This is a genomic window from Enterobacter sp. K510 (assembly GCF_055804875.1).
This window is the reverse complement of sequence record NZ_JBNRLQ010000011.1, coordinates 78686-95400: the sequence shown is the minus strand read 5'-3', so window position 1 is coordinate 95400 and position 16715 is coordinate 78686. Positions and strand designations below refer to the sequence as shown.

The 16715-nt window shown below is 59.7% G+C and carries 17 protein-coding genes; 8 read left to right on the top strand and 9 right to left on the bottom strand.

Going from position 1 to position 16715, the window contains the following annotated elements:
• The first annotated feature begins 8 nt into the window (after positions 1–8).
• A complete protein-coding gene (locus tag ACQUTD_RS18390) occupies positions 9–731 on the top strand; it encodes an ABC transporter ATP-binding protein (protein WP_072567885.1) in 723 nt (240 codons plus the stop codon).
• Here the strand turns inward: ACQUTD_RS18390 and bioD are convergent.
• The 4 genes from bioD to bioB are packed head-to-tail and all read right to left on the bottom strand — an operon-like array spanning position 694 to position 4315.
• A complete protein-coding gene (bioD, locus tag ACQUTD_RS18385; protein WP_318363602.1) occupies positions 694–1395 on the bottom strand; it encodes a dethiobiotin synthase in 702 nt (233 codons plus the stop codon). The two genes, ACQUTD_RS18390 and bioD, sit on opposite strands and share 38 nt — an antisense overlap.
• Positions 1388–2143, bottom strand: a complete 756-nt coding sequence (bioC, locus tag ACQUTD_RS18380) for a malonyl-ACP O-methyltransferase BioC (protein ID WP_473276969.1) — start codon at positions 2141–2143, stop codon at positions 1388–1390. Before bioC ends, bioD begins: the two co-directional genes overlap by 8 nt.
• Complete coding sequence (bioF, locus tag ACQUTD_RS18375) at positions 2127–3284, bottom strand: 8-amino-7-oxononanoate synthase (RefSeq protein ID WP_473276968.1); 1158 nt, start codon at positions 3282–3284, stop codon at positions 2127–2129. The genes bioC and bioF overlap by 17 nt, the downstream gene beginning before the upstream one ends.
• Entirely contained in the window at positions 3281–4315 is a 1035-nt protein-coding gene (gene bioB, locus ACQUTD_RS18370) for a biotin synthase BioB (RefSeq protein ID WP_473276966.1), read from the bottom strand. The genes bioF and bioB overlap by 4 nt, the downstream gene beginning before the upstream one ends.
• 84 nt (positions 4316–4399) lie before the next feature.
• On the opposite strand from bioB, the gene bioA reads away from it, so the two are divergent.
• Positions 4400–5689, top strand: coding sequence for an adenosylmethionine--8-amino-7-oxononanoate transaminase (gene bioA, locus ACQUTD_RS18365; protein ID WP_473276965.1), 1290 nt, complete (start codon positions 4400–4402; stop codon positions 5687–5689).
• Positions 5690–5827: 138 nt separating this feature from the next.
• Entirely contained in the window at positions 5828–7111 is a 1284-nt protein-coding gene (locus tag ACQUTD_RS18360) for a putative acyl-CoA thioester hydrolase (RefSeq protein ID WP_473276964.1), read from the top strand.
• A 52-nt stretch (positions 7112–7163) separates the two neighbouring features.
• Here ACQUTD_RS18360 and pgl read toward each other — a convergent pair whose 3' ends face one another.
• Positions 7164–8159 carry a 6-phosphogluconolactonase gene (pgl, locus tag ACQUTD_RS18355; RefSeq protein ID WP_318373402.1) on the bottom strand — a complete coding sequence of 332 codons (996 nt, stop codon included), beginning with the start codon at positions 8157–8159 and terminating at the stop codon, positions 7164–7166.
• Positions 8160–8311: 152 nt separating this feature from the next.
• On the opposite strand from pgl, the gene ACQUTD_RS18350 reads away from it, so the two are divergent.
• Positions 8312–9130: a pyridoxal phosphatase gene (locus ACQUTD_RS18350; protein ID WP_473276961.1), complete on the top strand. Its 819-nt coding sequence runs from the start codon at positions 8312–8314 to the stop codon at positions 9128–9130.
• On the opposite strand, the gene modC is transcribed toward ACQUTD_RS18350, so the two are convergent.
• The 4 genes from modC to ACQUTD_RS18330 form a co-directional block, all read right to left on the bottom strand.
• The gene (gene modC / locus ACQUTD_RS18345; RefSeq protein ID WP_473277010.1) at positions 9131–10189 is read right to left on the bottom strand and encodes a molybdenum ABC transporter ATP-binding protein ModC; all 1059 of its coding nucleotides are present in this window, start codon (positions 10187–10189) and stop codon (positions 9131–9133) included.
• A 2-nt stretch (positions 10190–10191) separates the two neighbouring features.
• Complete coding sequence (modB, locus tag ACQUTD_RS18340) at positions 10192–10881, bottom strand: molybdate ABC transporter permease subunit (protein ID WP_321987146.1); 690 nt, start codon at positions 10879–10881, stop codon at positions 10192–10194.
• Positions 10878–11654: a molybdate ABC transporter substrate-binding protein gene (gene modA / locus ACQUTD_RS18335; RefSeq protein ID WP_473276959.1), complete on the bottom strand. Its 777-nt coding sequence runs from the start codon at positions 11652–11654 to the stop codon at positions 10878–10880. Before modA ends, modB begins: the two co-directional genes overlap by 4 nt.
• Positions 11655–11826: 172 nt before the next feature.
• Positions 11827–11976 (bottom strand): AcrZ family multidrug efflux pump-associated protein, encoded by a 150-nt coding sequence (locus tag ACQUTD_RS18330; RefSeq protein ID WP_072567875.1) that lies wholly within the window; start codon positions 11974–11976, stop codon positions 11827–11829.
• Between the two features lie 128 nt (positions 11977–12104).
• On the opposite strand from ACQUTD_RS18330, the gene modE reads away from it, so the two are divergent.
• The 4 genes from modE (at position 12105) to galT (ending at position 16715) form a co-directional block, all read left to right on the top strand.
• Positions 12105–12893 (top strand): molybdenum-dependent transcriptional regulator, encoded by a 789-nt coding sequence (gene modE / locus ACQUTD_RS18325; protein ID WP_473276955.1) that lies wholly within the window; start codon positions 12105–12107, stop codon positions 12891–12893.
• Between the two features lie 67 nt (positions 12894–12960).
• Positions 12961–14433, top strand: a complete 1473-nt coding sequence (gene modF / locus ACQUTD_RS18320; protein ID WP_473276953.1) for a molybdate ABC transporter ATP-binding protein ModF — start codon at positions 12961–12963, stop codon at positions 14431–14433.
• Between the two features lie 209 nt (positions 14434–14642).
• On the top strand, positions 14643–15659 hold the full coding sequence (galE, locus tag ACQUTD_RS18315; RefSeq protein WP_072567872.1) for a UDP-glucose 4-epimerase GalE: 1017 nt from the start codon (positions 14643–14645) through the stop codon (positions 15657–15659).
• A gap of 9 nt (positions 15660–15668) precedes the next feature.
• Positions 15669–16715 carry a galactose-1-phosphate uridylyltransferase gene (galT, locus tag ACQUTD_RS18310; RefSeq protein WP_473276952.1) on the top strand — a complete coding sequence of 349 codons (1047 nt, stop codon included), beginning with the start codon at positions 15669–15671 and terminating at the stop codon, positions 16713–16715.

Genomic DNA, 16715 nt, shown 5'->3' with positions numbered 1-16715 from the left:
GAAGCCCGATGTTACGTCTACGCGCAGTAAATCAGTATTACGGCGATCAGCATACGCTGTGGAACGTGGATTTAGATTTAGTGCCCGGCACCTGTACCACGGTGATGGGCTTACAGGGGATGGGTAAAACCACGCTGGTGAACTGTATCACCGGCAATTTGCCCATAGAGAGCGGCAGCATTATCTGGCAGGAAGCCAGCGCCCCGCCGCTGGATCTGTTACAGGTGACGGCGGCGCACCGCACGGCGATGGGGATTGGTTATGTGCCGCAGGATCGGCGGATCTTTTCCCAGCTGACGGTCGAGGAAAATCTGCATATTGCGATGCTGGCGGCAGGCGAGCCGGGCTGTGCGGTGACACCGGCGATCTACGATCTCTTTCCGGAACTGTACGCGCTGCGCCAGGTAAAGGGCGCGGGCTTGTCCGAAGACGACCAGTATCAGCTGGCACTGGCCCGCGCGCTCGTCACCCAGCCGCGCCTGCTGATCCTTGATGAACCGACGCGGGGCGCGGGCCAGGCCTTTATCCATAAGCTCGGTAATTTACTGGTCAGGCTGAATCAGGATCTCGGCATGACCATCCTGCTGGCGGAGCAGCATTTGTCGTTTATCCGCCGCGTTGCCGACCGCTTCTGCCTGCTGCATCGCGGGCGCAACGTGGCGCAGGGGCATGTGCATCAGTTAGATGACCAGCTTATTTCCCACTGGATGACGCAGGATCAAGACCGCTGAGATCAAGATAATGACCGTTTTGCCGTTCCAGCGGCGCGTCTGCCAGCCAGGGGATCTCCCCCAGAAAAGGGGCGGGCAGCACGCGTCGCAGCGTTTCCAGATACTCCGCATGACGTTTGCCCGGCGGCTGCACGTCGTTGGCGATCCAGCCTGCCAGCCGTAACCCCGCCTGACGCACCGCCAGCGCGGTAAGCATCGCGTGGTTAATACAGCCGAGCTTTACGCCAACCACAAGTATTACCGGCAGCGCTTCCTGTCTCACCCAGTCCGCATAACTCTGGCGTTCTGTCAGCGGCGTGAACCAGCCGCCAGCGCCTTCCACCAGCACCCAGTCCGCCTGTGTTTCAAGCGCGCGTAAGCCTGCTGACATCACGCCAAAATCAATGGGGATCCCCTGATCGGCGCTGACGATATGCGGCGAGGTCGGCTCGGCAAAGATATAGGGATTCACCGCCTCATAGTCCAGCGTCAGGCTGGCGTGGCGTTGCAGGGCCAGCGCGTCGCTGTTGCGCAGCCCGTCCGGGGTCATCTCGCTGCCGGAGGCCACAGGTTTATAACCCGCAGTGCGTTTTCCCCGCGCGGTTGCCGCCTGCAACAGCGCGCAGCTGGCGACGGTTTTCCCCACTTCGGTGTCCGTACCGGTGACAAAATAGCGTTCAGTCACGTTCAATTACTCCCCAGAAAAGTGAATAAGTCAGCGGATAGCGTCCCGCGCGTTGCGGCCACGCCAGCTGCAGGCGTTGCAGTTGTCCGCGGGTCAGCGCCTGGGCCTGACGCCCTTCATGCAGATGCGTGGCGCCGATGCCCTTCAGCGAACGCATGGCGCTGAGCGCATCGTCAAAATCCAGCGTGATATGCGCGATCCCGCTGCGGCCGTGCCAGCGACTCACCGTGTCGGTCAGCTGCTGCGGCGGTAAAAAACGATTGGCGTGCGGGTGATGATCCACCGCCTGCCAGGCCTGATTCAGCTCCGGCAGGGAGCCTGCCGCCAGCGTGGTAAAGGCCACCGCGCCACCGGGACGCACTACGCGATAAAGTTCGCTTAATGCCTGATGCAGATCGTCACACCACTGCACCGCCAGATTGCTCCACGCCAGGTCAAACTGCGCGTGGTCAAAGGGCATAGCCTCAATATCTGCCAGCACGTAGTGATGCGCGGCCTGCCGGCGGCGGGCTTCGTCAAGCATGGGCGCGGAGAGATCAAGCGCAGTCACCTGCGCGCCCTGCTCACGCCAGTAACGGCTGAGGGTTCCCGGTCCGCAACCGGCGTCGAGCACCCGTTCAACGGATCGTTCACCGGTCATCGCCAGCAGCAGCTCCGCGCTTTGCCGCTGTAACTGGTCGTGGCGGGTGTAGCCCTGAGCGGCGCGGCCAAAGGCGGCGGCGACCGCAGGTTTATTCACCGGCGTCATGCAGCGCCTCCAGCAAACGATCAATGTCCTGCGGTTCATGATCTGCCGTCAGGGTCAGCCGCAAACGCGCGGTGCCCGGCGGCACGGTGGGCGGGCGGATCGCCGTCACCCAGCAGCCTGCCTGCCGCAGCCGCGCGGCCAGATCCAGCGCCCGGGCGTTATCGCCGACGATCAGCGGCTGAATGGCGCTCTGTGACGCGGTCATGCTGACATCCAGCGCCTGCGCGCCTGCGCGAAAACGGTCAATCAGCGCGCCGAGTTTTTCCCGCCGGGCAGCGCCGTCGGCCTGGCGGATCACCGCCAGCGAGGCGCTGATGGCCATCGCCTGGGCGGGCGGCATGGCGGTGCTGTAAATCAGATGGCGGGCAAACTGCACCAGGTAATCGGCCAGCGCCTCGCTGCACAATACGGCCGCGCCGCTGACGCCAAAACCTTTGCCGAAAGTGACGATCAGCAGTTCCGGGCGGATCCCTGCGGCGTGACAGCTGCCGCGTCCTTCCGGCCCGGTGACGCCGGTGCCGTGGGCGTCATCCACCAGCAGCCAGGCGGACGCACTTTGCGCGGCGGCGGCAATCTCCGCCAGCGGCGCGCTGTCGCCGTCCATGCTGAACACCCCTTCGGTGATCACCAGCTGTTGTCCGGCGCAGGGCTTATCCAGCAGCCCCGTCAGGCTTTGCACGTCATTGTGCGCATAGCGCCGTAGCTGCGCCGGGCTTAAGGCCGCTGCTTCCAGCAGCGAGGCGTGGCTGAGCTTGTCGGCGACCAGCCGGTCATCCTCACCCGCCAGCGCGGCGATCACCGCCTGGTTGGCGGCGAAACCGGAGATAAACAGCAGCGCGCGCGGGTAGCCCAGCCAGTCCGCCAGTTCCGCTTCCAGCGCCTGATGCGCCACGGTGTAGCCGCTGACATGCCCGGAGCCGCCGCTGCCTACGCCATAGCGTTCCGCGCCCTGCTGCCAGGCGCGGATCACCTGCGGATGCTGGCTGAGGCCCAGATAGTCATTGGAGGAAAAGTTACAAAAGCGCTCGCCGTCGTGCGTCAGCCAGCGCCCGGCCCCCTGCTCCATCACGCGCCGGGTGCGCAGCGCCTGCGCCGCGCGACGTTTGTCGAGCGCCGTATCGATGCGCGTCTGCCAGCTCATACCGCCGCCGCGTTGTAATACTGGTCGGTGTCGGCGTTACGCAGTTGCTGTTCAAGCTGATACTGCTGCTCGTTATCGCCATTGATGACGTCGGTTTGCTGCGGATTGAGGCCCAGCTTGCGGAACAGCTGCACGTCTTTGTCCTCTTCCGGGTTCGGCGTGGTCAGCAGTTTGCAGCCGTAGAAAATGGAGTTCGCGCCGGCCATAAAGCACATCGCCTGGGTTTGCTCATTCATCTGCTCGCGCCCGGCGGAAAGGCGCACAAAGGAGGTGGGCATCATGATGCGCGCCACGGCGGTGGTGCGGATAAAATCGAAAGCGTCCACGTCGTCGTTATCCGCCAGCGGCGTGCCTTTCACCTTCACCAGCATGTTGATCGGCACGCTTTCCGGTGGCGTCGGCAGGTTCGCCAGTTGCAGCAGCAGACCGGCGCGATCGGTGACGGTTTCACCTAAGCCCACGATACCGCCGGAGCAGACTTTGATCCCCGCATCGCGCACTTTATCCAGGGTGTCGAGACGCTCCTGATAGGTGCGGGTGGTGATGATGTTGCCGTAAAATTCCGGCGAGGTGTCGAGGTTGTGGTTGTAGTAATCCAGCCCGGCGGCGGCAAGGCGCTGCGCCTGGCTGTCTTCGAGGGTGCCGAGCGTCATGCAGGCTTCCAGCCCCATCGCCTTCACGCCCTGCACCATCTGCTCCAGATAGGGCATATCGCGCTCGTGCGGGTTTTTCCACGCCGCGCCCATGCAGAAGCGTGTCGAACCGGCCGCTTTGGCTTTACGGGCCGAATCCAGCACCTGCTCCACCTCCATCAGGCGCTCGGTGGCCAGCCCGGTTTTATAGCGCGAGCTTTGCGGGCAGTATTTGCAGTCTTCCGGACAGGCGCCGGTTTTGATCGACAGCAGCGTACTGACCTGCACCTGACGCGGGTCGAAATGCTGACGGTGTACGGTTTGCGCCTCGAACAGCAGATCGAGCAGCGGTTTATTAAAGAGTTCGGTGACTTGCGACAAAGTCCAGCGGTGAGCCATGGGGCGTCTCCAAAGGTGTGTTACGTTTTGATTTGGTGTAGACTCGTAAACCTAAATGTTTTTAATTTGGTTTACAAGTCGATTATGACACCGAACGATCTCGCCTTTGATAAGCGCCATATCTGGCATCCTTACACTTCCATGACCACCCCGCTGCCGGTCTACCCGGTGCAGTCTGCCCAAGGCTGTGAGCTGCATCTGGCGACAGGCGAACGACTGGTGGACGGCATGTCGTCCTGGTGGGCGGCGATCCACGGCTATAACCATCCGCAGCTCAATGCGGCGATGAAAGCGCAGATTGATGAGATGTCCCATGTGATGTTCGGCGGCATTACCCATCAGCCCGCGGTGGATTTATGCCGCAGGCTGGTGGCGATGACGCCGGAGCCGCTGGAGTGCGTGTTTCTGGCGGATTCCGGCTCGGTGGCGGTTGAAGTGTCGATGAAGATGGCGTTGCAGTACTGGCAGGCGAAAGGCGAGCCGCGCCAGCGTTTCCTCACCTTCCGCAATGGCTATCACGGCGATACCTTTGGCGCGATGTCGGTATGCGATCCGGATAACTCCATGCACAGCCTGTGGCAGGGATATTTGCCGGATAACCTCTTTGCCCCTGCGCCGCAGAGCCGTTTTGACGGCGAATGGGATGAACTGGACATGGTGCCGTTTGCCCGGCTGATGGCGGCGCACCGTCACGAGATCGCCGCGGTGATCCTTGAACCCATCGTGCAGGGCGCGGGCGGGATGCGAATGTATCACCCGGAGTGGTTAAAACGTATCCGTAAGATGTGCGATCGCGAAGGCATTCTGCTGATCGCCGATGAGATCGCCACCGGCTTCGGGCGCACCGGCAAACTGTTCGCCTGCGAACACGCTGGTATTGCGCCGGATATTCTCTGCCTCGGCAAGGCGCTGACCGGCGGCACCATGACGCTCTCCGCCACCCTGACCACCCGCGCAGTGGCAGAAACCATCAGCAACGGCGAGGCGGGTTGTTTTATGCACGGCCCTACCTTTATGGGTAATCCGCTGGCCTGCGCGGTGGCGAATGCCAGCCTGCAACTGCTGGAGAGCGGCGACTGGCGCGAACAGGTGGCGGCTATCGAAACCCAGTTAATCCGTGAACTGGCAGAGATCCGTGAGGCGGATGCGGTGGCGGACGTGCGGGTACTGGGCGCGATCGGCGTTGTCGAAACCCGCCAGCCGGTCAATATGGCGGCCTTGCAGCGCTTCTTTGTGTCACGCGGCGTATGGGTGCGGCCATTCGGTCGGCTGATCTATTTGATGCCGCCTTATATCATCACCCCGCAACAGCTGACGCAGCTGACGCGGGCGGTGTGCGATGCGGTTCGGGAGCCGGAACATTTCCTGCCATAACGGGCGGCGTGCAAAATTGGGTAAATATTTCGGGATATTGCAGCCGATTTAAACAATCGGCTTCCCGTTTCGCTCAACTTAGTATAAAAAAGCAGGCTTCTAAGGAATTCATTTTAACCTGATAGCCTGGAGCATCCCTTGAACACATTTTCGGTTTCCCGTCTGACGCTGGCACTGGCTTTTGGCGTGACACTGACTGCATGCAGCTCAACGCCACCGGACCAACAACCTTCCACGCAAGCCGCGCCGGGGACTGCCTCCCGTCCGGTATTGTCTGCGAATGAAGCACAGAATTTTGTCCCGGCGCGCTATTTCGCGTCTATGGATCCGAACGCCGCGCCATGGAGTCCGTCCGGCATTCGTCTGCCGGAACAGGCGAACTTTGTCGTCGGCCCGGCTGGCACTGCCGGTGTAACGCACACCACCATCCAGGCCGCCGTGGATGCGGCTATCAATAAACACACCAGCGAGCGCCAGTACATTGCGATTCTGCCGGGCGAATACGAAGGCACCGTGTATATTCCGGCCGCCCCGGGCAGCCTGACGCTGTACGGCACTGGCGAAAAGCCGCTGGACGTGAAAATCGGCCTTGCAGTGGATTCCGAAATGGACACCAACACCTGGCGTCGTCTGGTGAATCCGGCCGGGAAATATATGCCGGGTAAACCTGCCTGGTACATGTTTGACGCCTGTCAGAGCAAGCGTAACGCCACCGTGGGCGTGATGTGCTCGGCGGTCGTCTGGTCACAGAACAATGGCCTGCAACTGCAAAACCTGACCATCCAGAACAGCCTGGGCGACAGCGTCGACGCGGGTAACCACCAGGCGGTGGCTCTGCGCAGCGATGGCGATAAAGTGCAGATCAACAAGGTGAACATTCTGGGTCGCCAGAACACCTTCTTCGTCACCAACAGCAGCGTGGATAATACCCTGCGTACCGATCGTCAGACCCGTACGCTGGTGAAAGACAGCTACGTTGAGGGCGATGTGGATCTGGTTGCCGGTCGCGGCGCGGTGGTCTTTGATAACACCGATTTCCGCGTAGTGAATTCCCGCACCCAGCAGGAAGGCTATGTCTTCGCGCCGGCTACTCAGGCGAACATCTTCTACGGTTTCCTGGCAGTGAACAGCCGCTTCAGCGCCGCCGGTGAAGGCGTGGCGCAGCTGGGCCGCTCGCTGGATATTGACTCCGCGACCAACGGTCAGGTAGTGATCCGCGACAGCGTGATCAACGAAGGCTTTAACGTGGCGAAACCCTGGGCCGCGGCCGCAGGTACGCAGCGCGCCTTTGCGGGTAACACCGGCAGCGTGGATGACAAAGGCAACGTGACGCGCGATCTGAACGATGCGCAGTTCAACCGCATGTGGGAGTTCAACAACCGCGGCGTGGGCAGTCAGGTTGTGGCAGAGCCGAAGCAGTAACCTATGAGTAATAAAAAAGCCCGCCAGATGGCGGGCTTTTTTTTCGTCCGGTTTAGTACGCGTTAACCACCACCCACATCGGGCCCTGGCCGACCGCATAACGGCCCTTCTCTTCCAGTAAGCCCTGCGCGCCACTGATTTCATACAGCGCGATATGGTGTGACTTCTGCCCAGCAGCAATCAGGAATTTACCGCTGTGATCGATGTTAAAGCCGCGCGGCTGGGTCTCCGTCGGCTGATAGCCTTCGATCGCCAGCACGCTGCCGTCTTCCGAGATGCTGAACACGGTGATAATGCTCGCGGTACGATCACAGGCATACAGATGACGTCCGTCCGGGGTGATATGAATATCCGCCGCCCAGCGGGTATCGGCGAAATCGGCCGGCATCATATCCAGCGTCTGTACGCATTCGATCTCGCCGTGCGGGTTACTAAGCTGCCAGACATCGACGCTGCTGTTCAGCTCGTTCACGCAGTAAGCGAACTGCTGGTTCGGGTGAAACGCCATATGGCGCGGACCGGCCCCTTCCACAGTTTTCACTTCTCCCGGCTCCTGTGCCGTCAGCGAACCATCTTCGCCCAGCGAGAACAGACAAATACGATCCTGTTTCAGCGCCGGGACCCACAGCGTGCGGTTGTCCGGGGAGATATTCGCGGAGTGGCAGCCTTCCAGCCCTTCAGCGACCGTCACGGTTTCACCCGGAATACCGTCATCCAGACGCGTCACGCTGACGCAGCCCGCGTTATAGGAGCCGCTGAACAGGAAGCGACCGCTGTGATCGGTGGAGATATGCGTTGGGCTGCCCGGCAGCGGCGCTTCGGCGGTGTAGGTCAGCGCGCCGTCTTCCGCTGAGATGCGGTACGCCAGCACGCGAAATTCCGGGCGCACACCGACGTACAAAAAGCGTTTATCCGGGCTTACGACCATCGGTTGTACCTGCCCCGGCACATCAACAACCTGGACCAGCGTCAGCGCGCCTTCCGGATTAAGACGCCAGACGTGGATCTGCTGGCTTTCCGGGCTGGCGGTATAAACGGTTTGTTTCATGAATTCTCCTTGATCACAAAGCAGTGAAGTAGATTACCAGGATAGTCTTTTTTAACAGGGAATGCTGGATTTCTGCGCGTGCATTTTGTCCACCCGCGTATCGGGTGTACCATTCCGGCAGCTGATTTCTCATCATTCATATGGAATACGACATGACCTCGCGCGTTATCGCTCTTGATTTAGACGGCACCTTACTATCCCCCGGCAAAACCCTGCTTCCCGCCACGCTTGAGGCGATGAACCGTGCGAAAGCCGCCGGGTATCAGTTAATTATCGTGACCGGTCGCCATCATGTTGCCATCCATCCTTTTTATCAGGCACTGGCGCTGGATACACCTGCAATTTGCTGTAATGGCACTTACTTGTATGATTATCATGCAAAAAAGGTGCTGGAGTCCGATCCGCTGCCGGTCGATCAGGCGCTGCAACTGATAGATATGCTGAATGAGCATGAGGTGCACGCCCTGATGTATGTTGACGATGCGATGGTGTATGAAAAGCCCACCGGCCATGTGATCCGCACCCGCAACTGGGCGCTGAACCTACCGGAAGCCCAGCGCCCGACCTTCACGCAGGTGGCCTCCCTGAAACAGACGGCGCAGGAGGTGGAAGCCATCTGGAAATTCGCCCTGACCGATGAAAACAGCGATAAGTTAAATGCCTTCGCGCTGCATGTGGAGCAGACGCTGGGGCTGGAGTGCGAGCGTTCATGGCACGATCAGGTGGATATCGCCCGGCGCGGCAACAGTAAAGGCAAACGCCTTGCCCAGTGGGTGGCGGCGCAGGGTCTGTCCATGCAGGACGTGATCGCCTTTGGCGATAACTATAATGACATCAGTATGCTGGAAGCGGCGGGCACCGGCGTCGCTATGGGCAATGCCGATGATGAGGTTAAAGCGCGGGCGGACGTGGTGATCGGCGATAACAGCACTGAGACTATCGCCGAATACCTCTACAAACATCTGTTGTGATCAGGCGGTTATCGACACGCTTTTGATTTGCGCGTACAGCCAGAGGCCGGGTTTGATCGCCAGTTCATCCCTGGCCCACGGGCTGATGCGCGCCCAGATCGTCCGGCTGCCCACCTCCAGTTGCACTTCAACCTGCCCCTGATCGTCCAGACACTGCAACACCTTCGCGCGCAGGATATTACGAATGCTGCTGTTTAGCGGCGGCTGCAGCACCAGCGAAACATCCGTCGCCTGAATACGTATGCGCAGCGTGGACTGCAACGGGCGATCCAGCCTGTTGACCCATAAATGCTGATCGCCCAGCGCCAGCGCGGTCATCGCATAATGCGGATGATGTTCCAGCACGCTGACCTTCAGCACGCTGCTTTGCTGATCCGGCGGCAGCCAGGGATTCATCACCCGACTGCCCCAGACCGCTTCCAGCGAGCCGAAGGCTTTCACCGCCCCGCCCTCCAGCACCATCACTTTATCCGCCAGATGCAGGATCTCATCCAGCGAGTGGCTGACGTAGAGCATCGGAATGTGAATTTCCCGTGCCAGCCGTTGCAGGTAGGGCAGCAGCTCACGCTTGCGCGGCATATCCAGCGAGGCCAGCGGCTCGTCGAGTAGAAGCAGCTCCGGCTCGGTGAGTAGCGCGCGGCCAATCGCCACCCGCTGTTTTTCACCGCCGGAGAGCGTGCCCGGCAGCCGATCGAGCAGCGGCGCAATGCCGAGCAGTTCCACCAGCTTGTCGAACTGTCCGGCCATGCTTTTCGCCATGCCGTAGCGCAGATTACCGCGCACCTTATAGTGCGGAAACAGACGCGCATCCTGAAAAACATAACCCACGCGGCGTTTTTCCGGGGCGAGGAAAATGCCCTTTTCGGCGTCGTTGAGCACGCGATTATTCAGCACAATGCGCCCCTGCTGCGGACGCGTCAGGCCGCTGATGGCGTTAATCAGCGAGGTTTTACCGGCCCCGGAAACGCCAAAAATGGCGGTAATACCGCGGGCAGGCAGGGTTTCGTTAATCTCTAAACGGTGCGTGCCCAGCGTCTGGGTAAAGTGAAGTTCCAGCATGATCAGCGCCCCGTCCGTTCGCGGCTGACGCGCGCCAGCCATTCAGAAATCAACAGTGAAATTAACGCCAGCACAATGGAGATCACGCACAGCCGCGCGGCGGCGCTTTCCCCGCCCGGCGTCTGGATCAGCGTGTACATGGCGGAAGGGATAGTGCGCGTTTCGCCGGGAATGTTGGAGACGAAAGTGATAGTCGCGCCAAATTCCCCCAGCGAACGGGCAAAGGCCAGCACCGTACCGACGATAATGCCGGGCAGCGTCAGCGGTAAGGTGATGGTAAAAAAGACACGCCAGCGCCCGGCGCCCAGCGTACGGGCGGCCTGCTCCAGCTTGATGTCCACCCCTTCCAGCGCGAGGCGAATGGCGCGCACCATCAGCGGAAAGGACATCACGGCTGCCGCCAGCACCGCCCCGCGCCAGCTGAACGCCAGGGTGATGCCGAACCAGTCGTGCAGCCAGCCGCCGATCACCCCGCGCCGCCCCATGCTGATGAGCAACAGATAGCCCACCACCACCGGCGGCAGGACAAGAGGAAGATGCAGCAGGCTGTCGAGCAGCGCTTTGCCCGGAAAGGTGCAGCGCACCAGTAGCCAGGCAAAGAAGATCCCAAAGGGCAGACTAAAGAGTACGGCCAGGGATGAGATTTTCAGGCTCAGCAAAACCGCCTGCCATTCGGGATCGGTCAGTATCATTGGTGCGTTGTAAATCCATAACGTTTAAAGATTTCAGAAGCCTGCGGGCCTTTGAGATAGTCGTAAAACGCGCTCACCGTCGCGTTCTTATGACCGTCGACAATCGCCAGCGGGTATTCCACTTTTTTGTGTGAATCTTCCGGGAAAGTCCCCACCACTTTCACGCCTTTACTGGCCACCGCATCAGAGCCGTAAACGATGCCGAGCGGCGCTTCGTTACGCTCCACCAGCGCCAGCGCGCCGCGGACATCTTCCGCCGGGGCGAGTTTGGGCGACAGCGTATCCCAGGCGCCCAGTTTTTGTAACGCCTCTTTGGCATAAATGCCTGCCGGAACGTGCTCCGGATCGCCTACCGCAAGACGGCCGCCGTTCAGCAGGGTTGTCCACTGTGTTTGCGCGTTAATGGCGATCGGCCCCTGAGCGCTGGCTTTCGACGCCACCACCACCAGGCTGTTACCCAGCAGCGTTTCGCGGCTGTCGGTTTCAATCGCCTTTTTCTCCACCGCATAATCCATCCATTTCTGATCGGCAGAAATAAACAGATCGGCGGGCGCACCGGCTTCGATTTGCCGCGCCAGCGTGGACGATGAGGCAAAGGACGACACCACCTCAACGTTTTTCTCTTTTTTGTACTGCGTGGCAATATCCTGCATCGCGTTGGTCAGCGAGGCGGCAGCAAATACGGTGATTTTACTTTCATCGGCCAGCGCAGCGCCCGCCAGTGAGAGGGAGAGCGTGGCGCCTGCCAGCAGACGTAAACCGGTACGGATCATTTTTTAACTCCTGTGCATTTCGTTATATACTTTATGATATAACGATAGCCATACAAATTTACAGGACTAATTGGTACTACTCTGGTGTTAACGGGGCGGCAGAGAAATTATCGGCAGGCGGGGGCAAATCCTGAATAGCAAAACGCCCGCTGAGCGGGCGCTTTTTTTGAAATCAATGTGATTGTCTGGATTTATCTTTGTGGCCGATGCCGGAAAAGATATTGAAGACTTCACCGAGGCCGTAGATGAGGCCAAGAATGATCGCCATTACCACCGGTACCATGATGACCGCAAATACCAGACTTTTTAATAATTCTAACATGGTCGACTCCACAGTGAGTTAAGCGTTTATTCTAACCCGATCCACGAAAATTACACGTCCCTTTTGTGCGGTGCCCGTTGCGCCAGGGGCGAATTCCGTCACAATACCCTATTTGCCAGGACATTGTTATGCAGGCCGAAATTCTCCTCACTCTCAAACTTCAGCAACGGCTTTTTGCCGATCCGCGCCGCATTTCCCTGCTCAAACAGATCGCCGAAACCGGCTCCATCAGCCAGGGCGCGAAGAACGCCGGCATCAGCTATAAAAGCGCCTGGGATGCCATCAACGAGATGAACCAGCTGAGCGAACAGACGCTGGTGGAACGCGCCACCGGCGGTAAGGGCGGCGGCGGCGCGCTGCTTACCCGTTACGGACAGCGGCTGATCGCGCTTTATGATCTGCTGGCGCAGATCCAGCAAAAAGCCTTTGATGTGTTGAGCGACGACGATGCCCTGCCGCTGGACAGCCTGCTGGCGGCCATCTCACGTTTTTCCCTGCAAACCAGCGCCCGCAATCAGTGGTTCGGCACCGTGGTCGCCCGCGAATCCCACCAGGTGCAGCACGCCATTGAGGTATTGCTGGCGGATGGCAGCACGCGTCTGAAAGTAGCGATCACCGCGCAAAGCAGCGCCCGGCTCGGGCTGGTGGAAGGTAAAGAGGTGCTGGTATTGCTGAAAGCGCCCTGGGTGAAGCTGACACAGGATCCGGCGGTGGCGGCTGGCATGGATAATCAGCTACCCGCGACTGTCAGCCATATCGAACGCGGGGAAACCCAGTGCGAAGTGCTGATGACACTCCCGGACGGGCAGACGCTGTGCGCCACCCTGCCCCAGGCACAGGCGAAGGATCTGGCTGAAAACAGCGAGGTCATCGCCTGTTTTGCCGCCGACCAGGTGATTGTCGCGACATTGTGCTGAGTGCATTGACAAAGCGTCCGCTGCCACGTATTTCTGTATTTTTCTGCTGCAAAAAACGGGATACACAATGTCTTTATTGCATATTTCGCAAGGCACGTTTCGCATTAGCGACACCCGCACCTTACAGATCGCCGATTTGTGCCTGCACACCGGGGAAAGCTGGGCCTTTGTCGGCAGCAACGGCAGCGGCAAATCCGCCCTTGCCCGCGCGCTGGCAGGTGAACTGCCGCTGCTGAAAGGCGAGCGCCAGTGCGACTACGCCCGCGTCACCCGTCTCTCCTTTGAACAGCTGCAAAAACTGGTCAGCGACGAGTGGCAGCGCAATAACACCGACATGCAAAGTCCCGATGAGACCGATACCGGGCGCACCACCGCGGACATCATCCAGGACGAGATCAAAGACAGCGAACGCTGCGCAGCGCTGGCGGCGCAGTTTGGCATCAGCGGCCTGCTCGATCGCCGTTTCAAATACCTTTCCACCGGCGAGACGCGAAAAACCCTGCTCTGCCAGGCGCTGATGGCCTCCCCTGAACTGCTGATCCTGGATGAGCCTTTTGACGGGCTGGATGTGGCATCCCGCGCACAGCTGGCGGAACACCTCGCCCTGCTGAACGGCCAGGGCATTACGCTGGTGCTGGTGCTTAACCGCTTTGATGAGATCCCCGAATTTGTGCAGCACGCCGGGGTGGTGGTGGACTGCGCGCTGGCGGAAACCGGCGAAAAGGCGACGCTGTTGCAGCAGGCGCTGATCGCCCAGCTCGCGCACAGTGAACGGCTACAGGGCATCGCCCTGCCGCCGCCGGATGCCCCCTCCGCCCGCCACGCCCTGCCGCCGGAAGCGCCGCGCATCGTGCTCAGGGACGGCGTGGTCTCTTATGATGACAGGCCGATCATTAATCATCTGAGCTGGACAGTGAAACCGGGCGAGCACTGGCAGATCACCGGGCCTAACGGCGCTGGTAAATCGACGCTGCTGAATCTGATCACCGGCGATCATCCGCAGGGTTACAGCAACGATCTGACGCTGTTCGGCGTGCGTCGCGGCAGCGGCGAAACCATCTGGGATATTAAAAAGCATATCGGCTATGTCAGCAGCAGCCTGCATCTGGATTACCGCGTCAGCACCAACGTACGCAATGTGATTTTGTCCGGCTATTTTGATTCCATCGGCATCTATCAGGCGGTGTCGGACAAGCAGCATAAGCTGGCGCAGGCGTGGCTGGATATTCTGGGCTTTGACGCCCGCACCGCCGACGCGCCCTTTCATAGCCTGTCATGGGGGCAGCAGCGGCTGGCGCTGATCGTGCGTGCGCTGGTGAAACATCCAACCTTGCTGATCCTGGATGAACCGCTTCAGGGACTGGATCCGCTTAACCGCCAGCTGGTGCGCCGTTTTGTGGACGTGCTGATTAGCGAAGGGGAAACGCAGTTACTGTTTGTCTCCCACCATGCCGCGGATGCCCCGGCCTGCATTACGCACCGGCTGGAATTTGTGCCGGATGGCGAGGGATACCGTTACCATCTCGCCGCCGTGCGCTGACCTTTGCGCGCCTGCTGTCCGGCAGGCGCTCACTTTCAGACAAATTACAGCGCCACCCCACTATCTTATTGATTTATAGTAGCCTTTGACGCGCCGGCGATCCTGAAATGCGTTAGTGTAAACGATTCCACTATTTTCGGTCATGTCACACTTTTTCCCGCTCTGTTATGCTATGTTTATTACATAACATACGCCTGATGGAGTGTCATATGCGAGTTCTGGTTACTGGTGGTAGCGGTTACATTGGGAGTCACACCTGTGTGCAACTGCTGCAAAACGGCCACGAGGTCATTATTCTCGACAACTTATGTAACAGTAAGCGCAGCGTGCTGCCGGTGATCGAGCGGCTGGCGGGCAAATCCGTTACCTTCGTTGAAGGGGATATTCGTAACGAAGCCCTGATGACCGAGATCCTGCACGATCACGCCGTGGATACGGTGATCCACTTTGCCGGTCTGAAAGCCGTGGGCGAATCCGTTGCCAAACCGCTGGAATATTATGACAACAACGTCAACGGCACCCTGCGCCTGATTAGCGCCATGCGCGCGGCCAATGTCAAAAACTTCATTTTCAGCTCGTCGGCCACCGTCTACGGCGACCAGCCTAAAATCCCTTATGTTGAAAGCTTCCCCACCGGCACGCCACAAAGCCCGTACGGCAAGAGCAAGCTGATGGTGGAGCAGATCCTCACCGACCTGCAAAAAGCGCAGCCGGAGTGGAGCATCGCGCTGCTGCGCTACTTCAACCCGGTCGGCGCGCATCCGTCGGGCGATATGGGGGAAGATCCGCAGGGTATACCGAACAACCTGATGCCGTTCATCGCCCAGGTGGCGGTAGGCCGTCGCGAGTCGCTGGCGATTTTCGGTAACGACTACCCGACGGAAGACGGTACCGGCGTGCGCGATTACATTCACGTTATGGATCTGGCAGACGGTCATGTGGCGGCCATGCAGCAGCTGGCAGGTAAATCCGGCGTGCATATTTACAACCTCGGCGCGGGCGTCGGCAGTAGCGTGCTGGACGTGGTCAACGCTTTCAGCAAAGCCTGCGGTAAACCCATTAACTACCACTTTGCCCCGCGTCGCGATGGCGATCTTCCCGCTTACTGGGCCGATGCCAGCCGTGCTGATAAAGAACTGAACTGGCGAGTCACCCGCACACTGGACGAAATGGCTGAAGATACCTGGCGCTGGCAGTCACGCCATCCGCAGGGATATGCAGATTAAGGAATAGTGATGACGCAATTTAACCCGGTCGATCATCCGCATCGACGTTATAACCCGCTTACCGGGCAATGGATTTTAGTTTCACCGCATCGTGCCAAACGTCCGTGGCAGGGCGCACAGGAGACGCCGTCGCAGGAAACCCTGCCGTCTCACGATCCTGACTGCTTCCTCTGTCCGGGCAACACGCGCGTGACGGGGGATAAAAACCCGCAGTACACCGGCACCTTCGTGTTTACCAACGATTTTGCCGCACTAATGAGCGATACCCCGGAAGCGCCGGAAAGTACCGATCCGCTGATGCGCACCCAGAGCGCGCGCGGCGTCAGCCGGGTGATCTGCTTCTCGCCGGATCACAGCAAAACGCTGCCGGAGTTAAGCCTGCCGGCGCTGGAAGAGGTGGTCAAAACCTGGCAGGCGCAGACCGCCGATCTGGGAAAAAACTACCCGTGGGTGCAGGTGTTTGAAAATAAAGGCGCGGCCATGGGCTGCTCTAACCCGCATCCGCACGGCCAGGTGTGGGCGAACAGCTTCCTGCCGAACGAAGTGGAGCGGGAAGATCGCCTGCAGAAAGCCTATTTCGACGAGCGCCAGTCGCCGATGCTGCTGGATTATGTGCAGCGCGAACAGGCCGACGGTAGCCGCACCGTGGTGGAAACCGAGCACTGGCTGGCCGTGGTGCCCTACTGGGCGGCATGGCCGTTCGAGACGTTACTGCTGCCAAAAGCGCACGTTCTGCGTATTACCGACCTGACGGACGCCCAGCGCAGCGATCTGGCGCTGTGCCTGAAGAAATTGACCAGCCGTTACGACAACCTGTTCCAGTGCTCTTTCCCCTACTCCATGGGCTGGCACGGCGCGCCGTTCAACGGTGAAGAAAACCAACACTGGCAGTTGCATGCGCACTTCTATCCGCCGCTGCTGCGCTCCGCGACGGTGCGTAAGTTTATGGTCGGCTATGAAATGCTGGCCGAAACCCAGCGTGACCTGACGGCTGAACAGGCCGCCGAACGTCTGCGCGCGGTCAGTGATATCCATTTTCGTGCATCCGGAGAATAA

Coding starts and splice junctions, on each gene's coding strand:
- modA (WP_473276959.1), bottom strand. CDS start 11,654: ATGATCCGTACCGGTTTACGTCTGCTGGCAGGCGCCACGCTCTCCCTC.
- bioC (WP_473276969.1), bottom strand. CDS start 2,143: ATGACGCCGGTGAATAAACCTGCGGTCGCCGCCGCCTTTGGCCGCGCC.
- modB (WP_321987146.1), bottom strand. CDS start 10,881: ATGATACTGACCGATCCCGAATGGCAGGCGGTTTTGCTGAGCCTGAAA.
- ACQUTD_RS18350 (WP_473276961.1), top strand. CDS start 8,312: ATGACCTCGCGCGTTATCGCTCTTGATTTAGACGGCACCTTACTATCC.
- galE (WP_072567872.1), top strand. CDS start 14,643: ATGCGAGTTCTGGTTACTGGTGGTAGCGGTTACATTGGGAGTCACACC.
- bioA (WP_473276965.1), top strand. CDS start 4,400: ATGACACCGAACGATCTCGCCTTTGATAAGCGCCATATCTGGCATCCT.
- ACQUTD_RS18330 (WP_072567875.1), bottom strand. CDS start 11,976: ATGTTAGAATTATTAAAAAGTCTGGTATTTGCGGTCATCATGGTACCG.
- modC (WP_473277010.1), bottom strand. CDS start 10,189: ATGCTGGAACTTCACTTTACCCAGACGCTGGGCACGCACCGTTTAGAG.
- modF (WP_473276953.1), top strand. CDS start 12,961: ATGTCTTTATTGCATATTTCGCAAGGCACGTTTCGCATTAGCGACACC.
- bioB (WP_473276966.1), bottom strand. CDS start 4,315: ATGGCTCACCGCTGGACTTTGTCGCAAGTCACCGAACTCTTTAATAAA.
- pgl (WP_318373402.1), bottom strand. CDS start 8,159: ATGAAACAAACCGTTTATACCGCCAGCCCGGAAAGCCAGCAGATCCAC.
- galT (WP_473276952.1), top strand. CDS start 15,669: ATGACGCAATTTAACCCGGTCGATCATCCGCATCGACGTTATAACCCG.
- modE (WP_473276955.1), top strand. CDS start 12,105: ATGCAGGCCGAAATTCTCCTCACTCTCAAACTTCAGCAACGGCTTTTT.
- bioF (WP_473276968.1), bottom strand. CDS start 3,284: ATGAGCTGGCAGACGCGCATCGATACGGCGCTCGACAAACGTCGCGCG.
- ACQUTD_RS18390 (WP_072567885.1), top strand. CDS start 9: ATGTTACGTCTACGCGCAGTAAATCAGTATTACGGCGATCAGCATACG.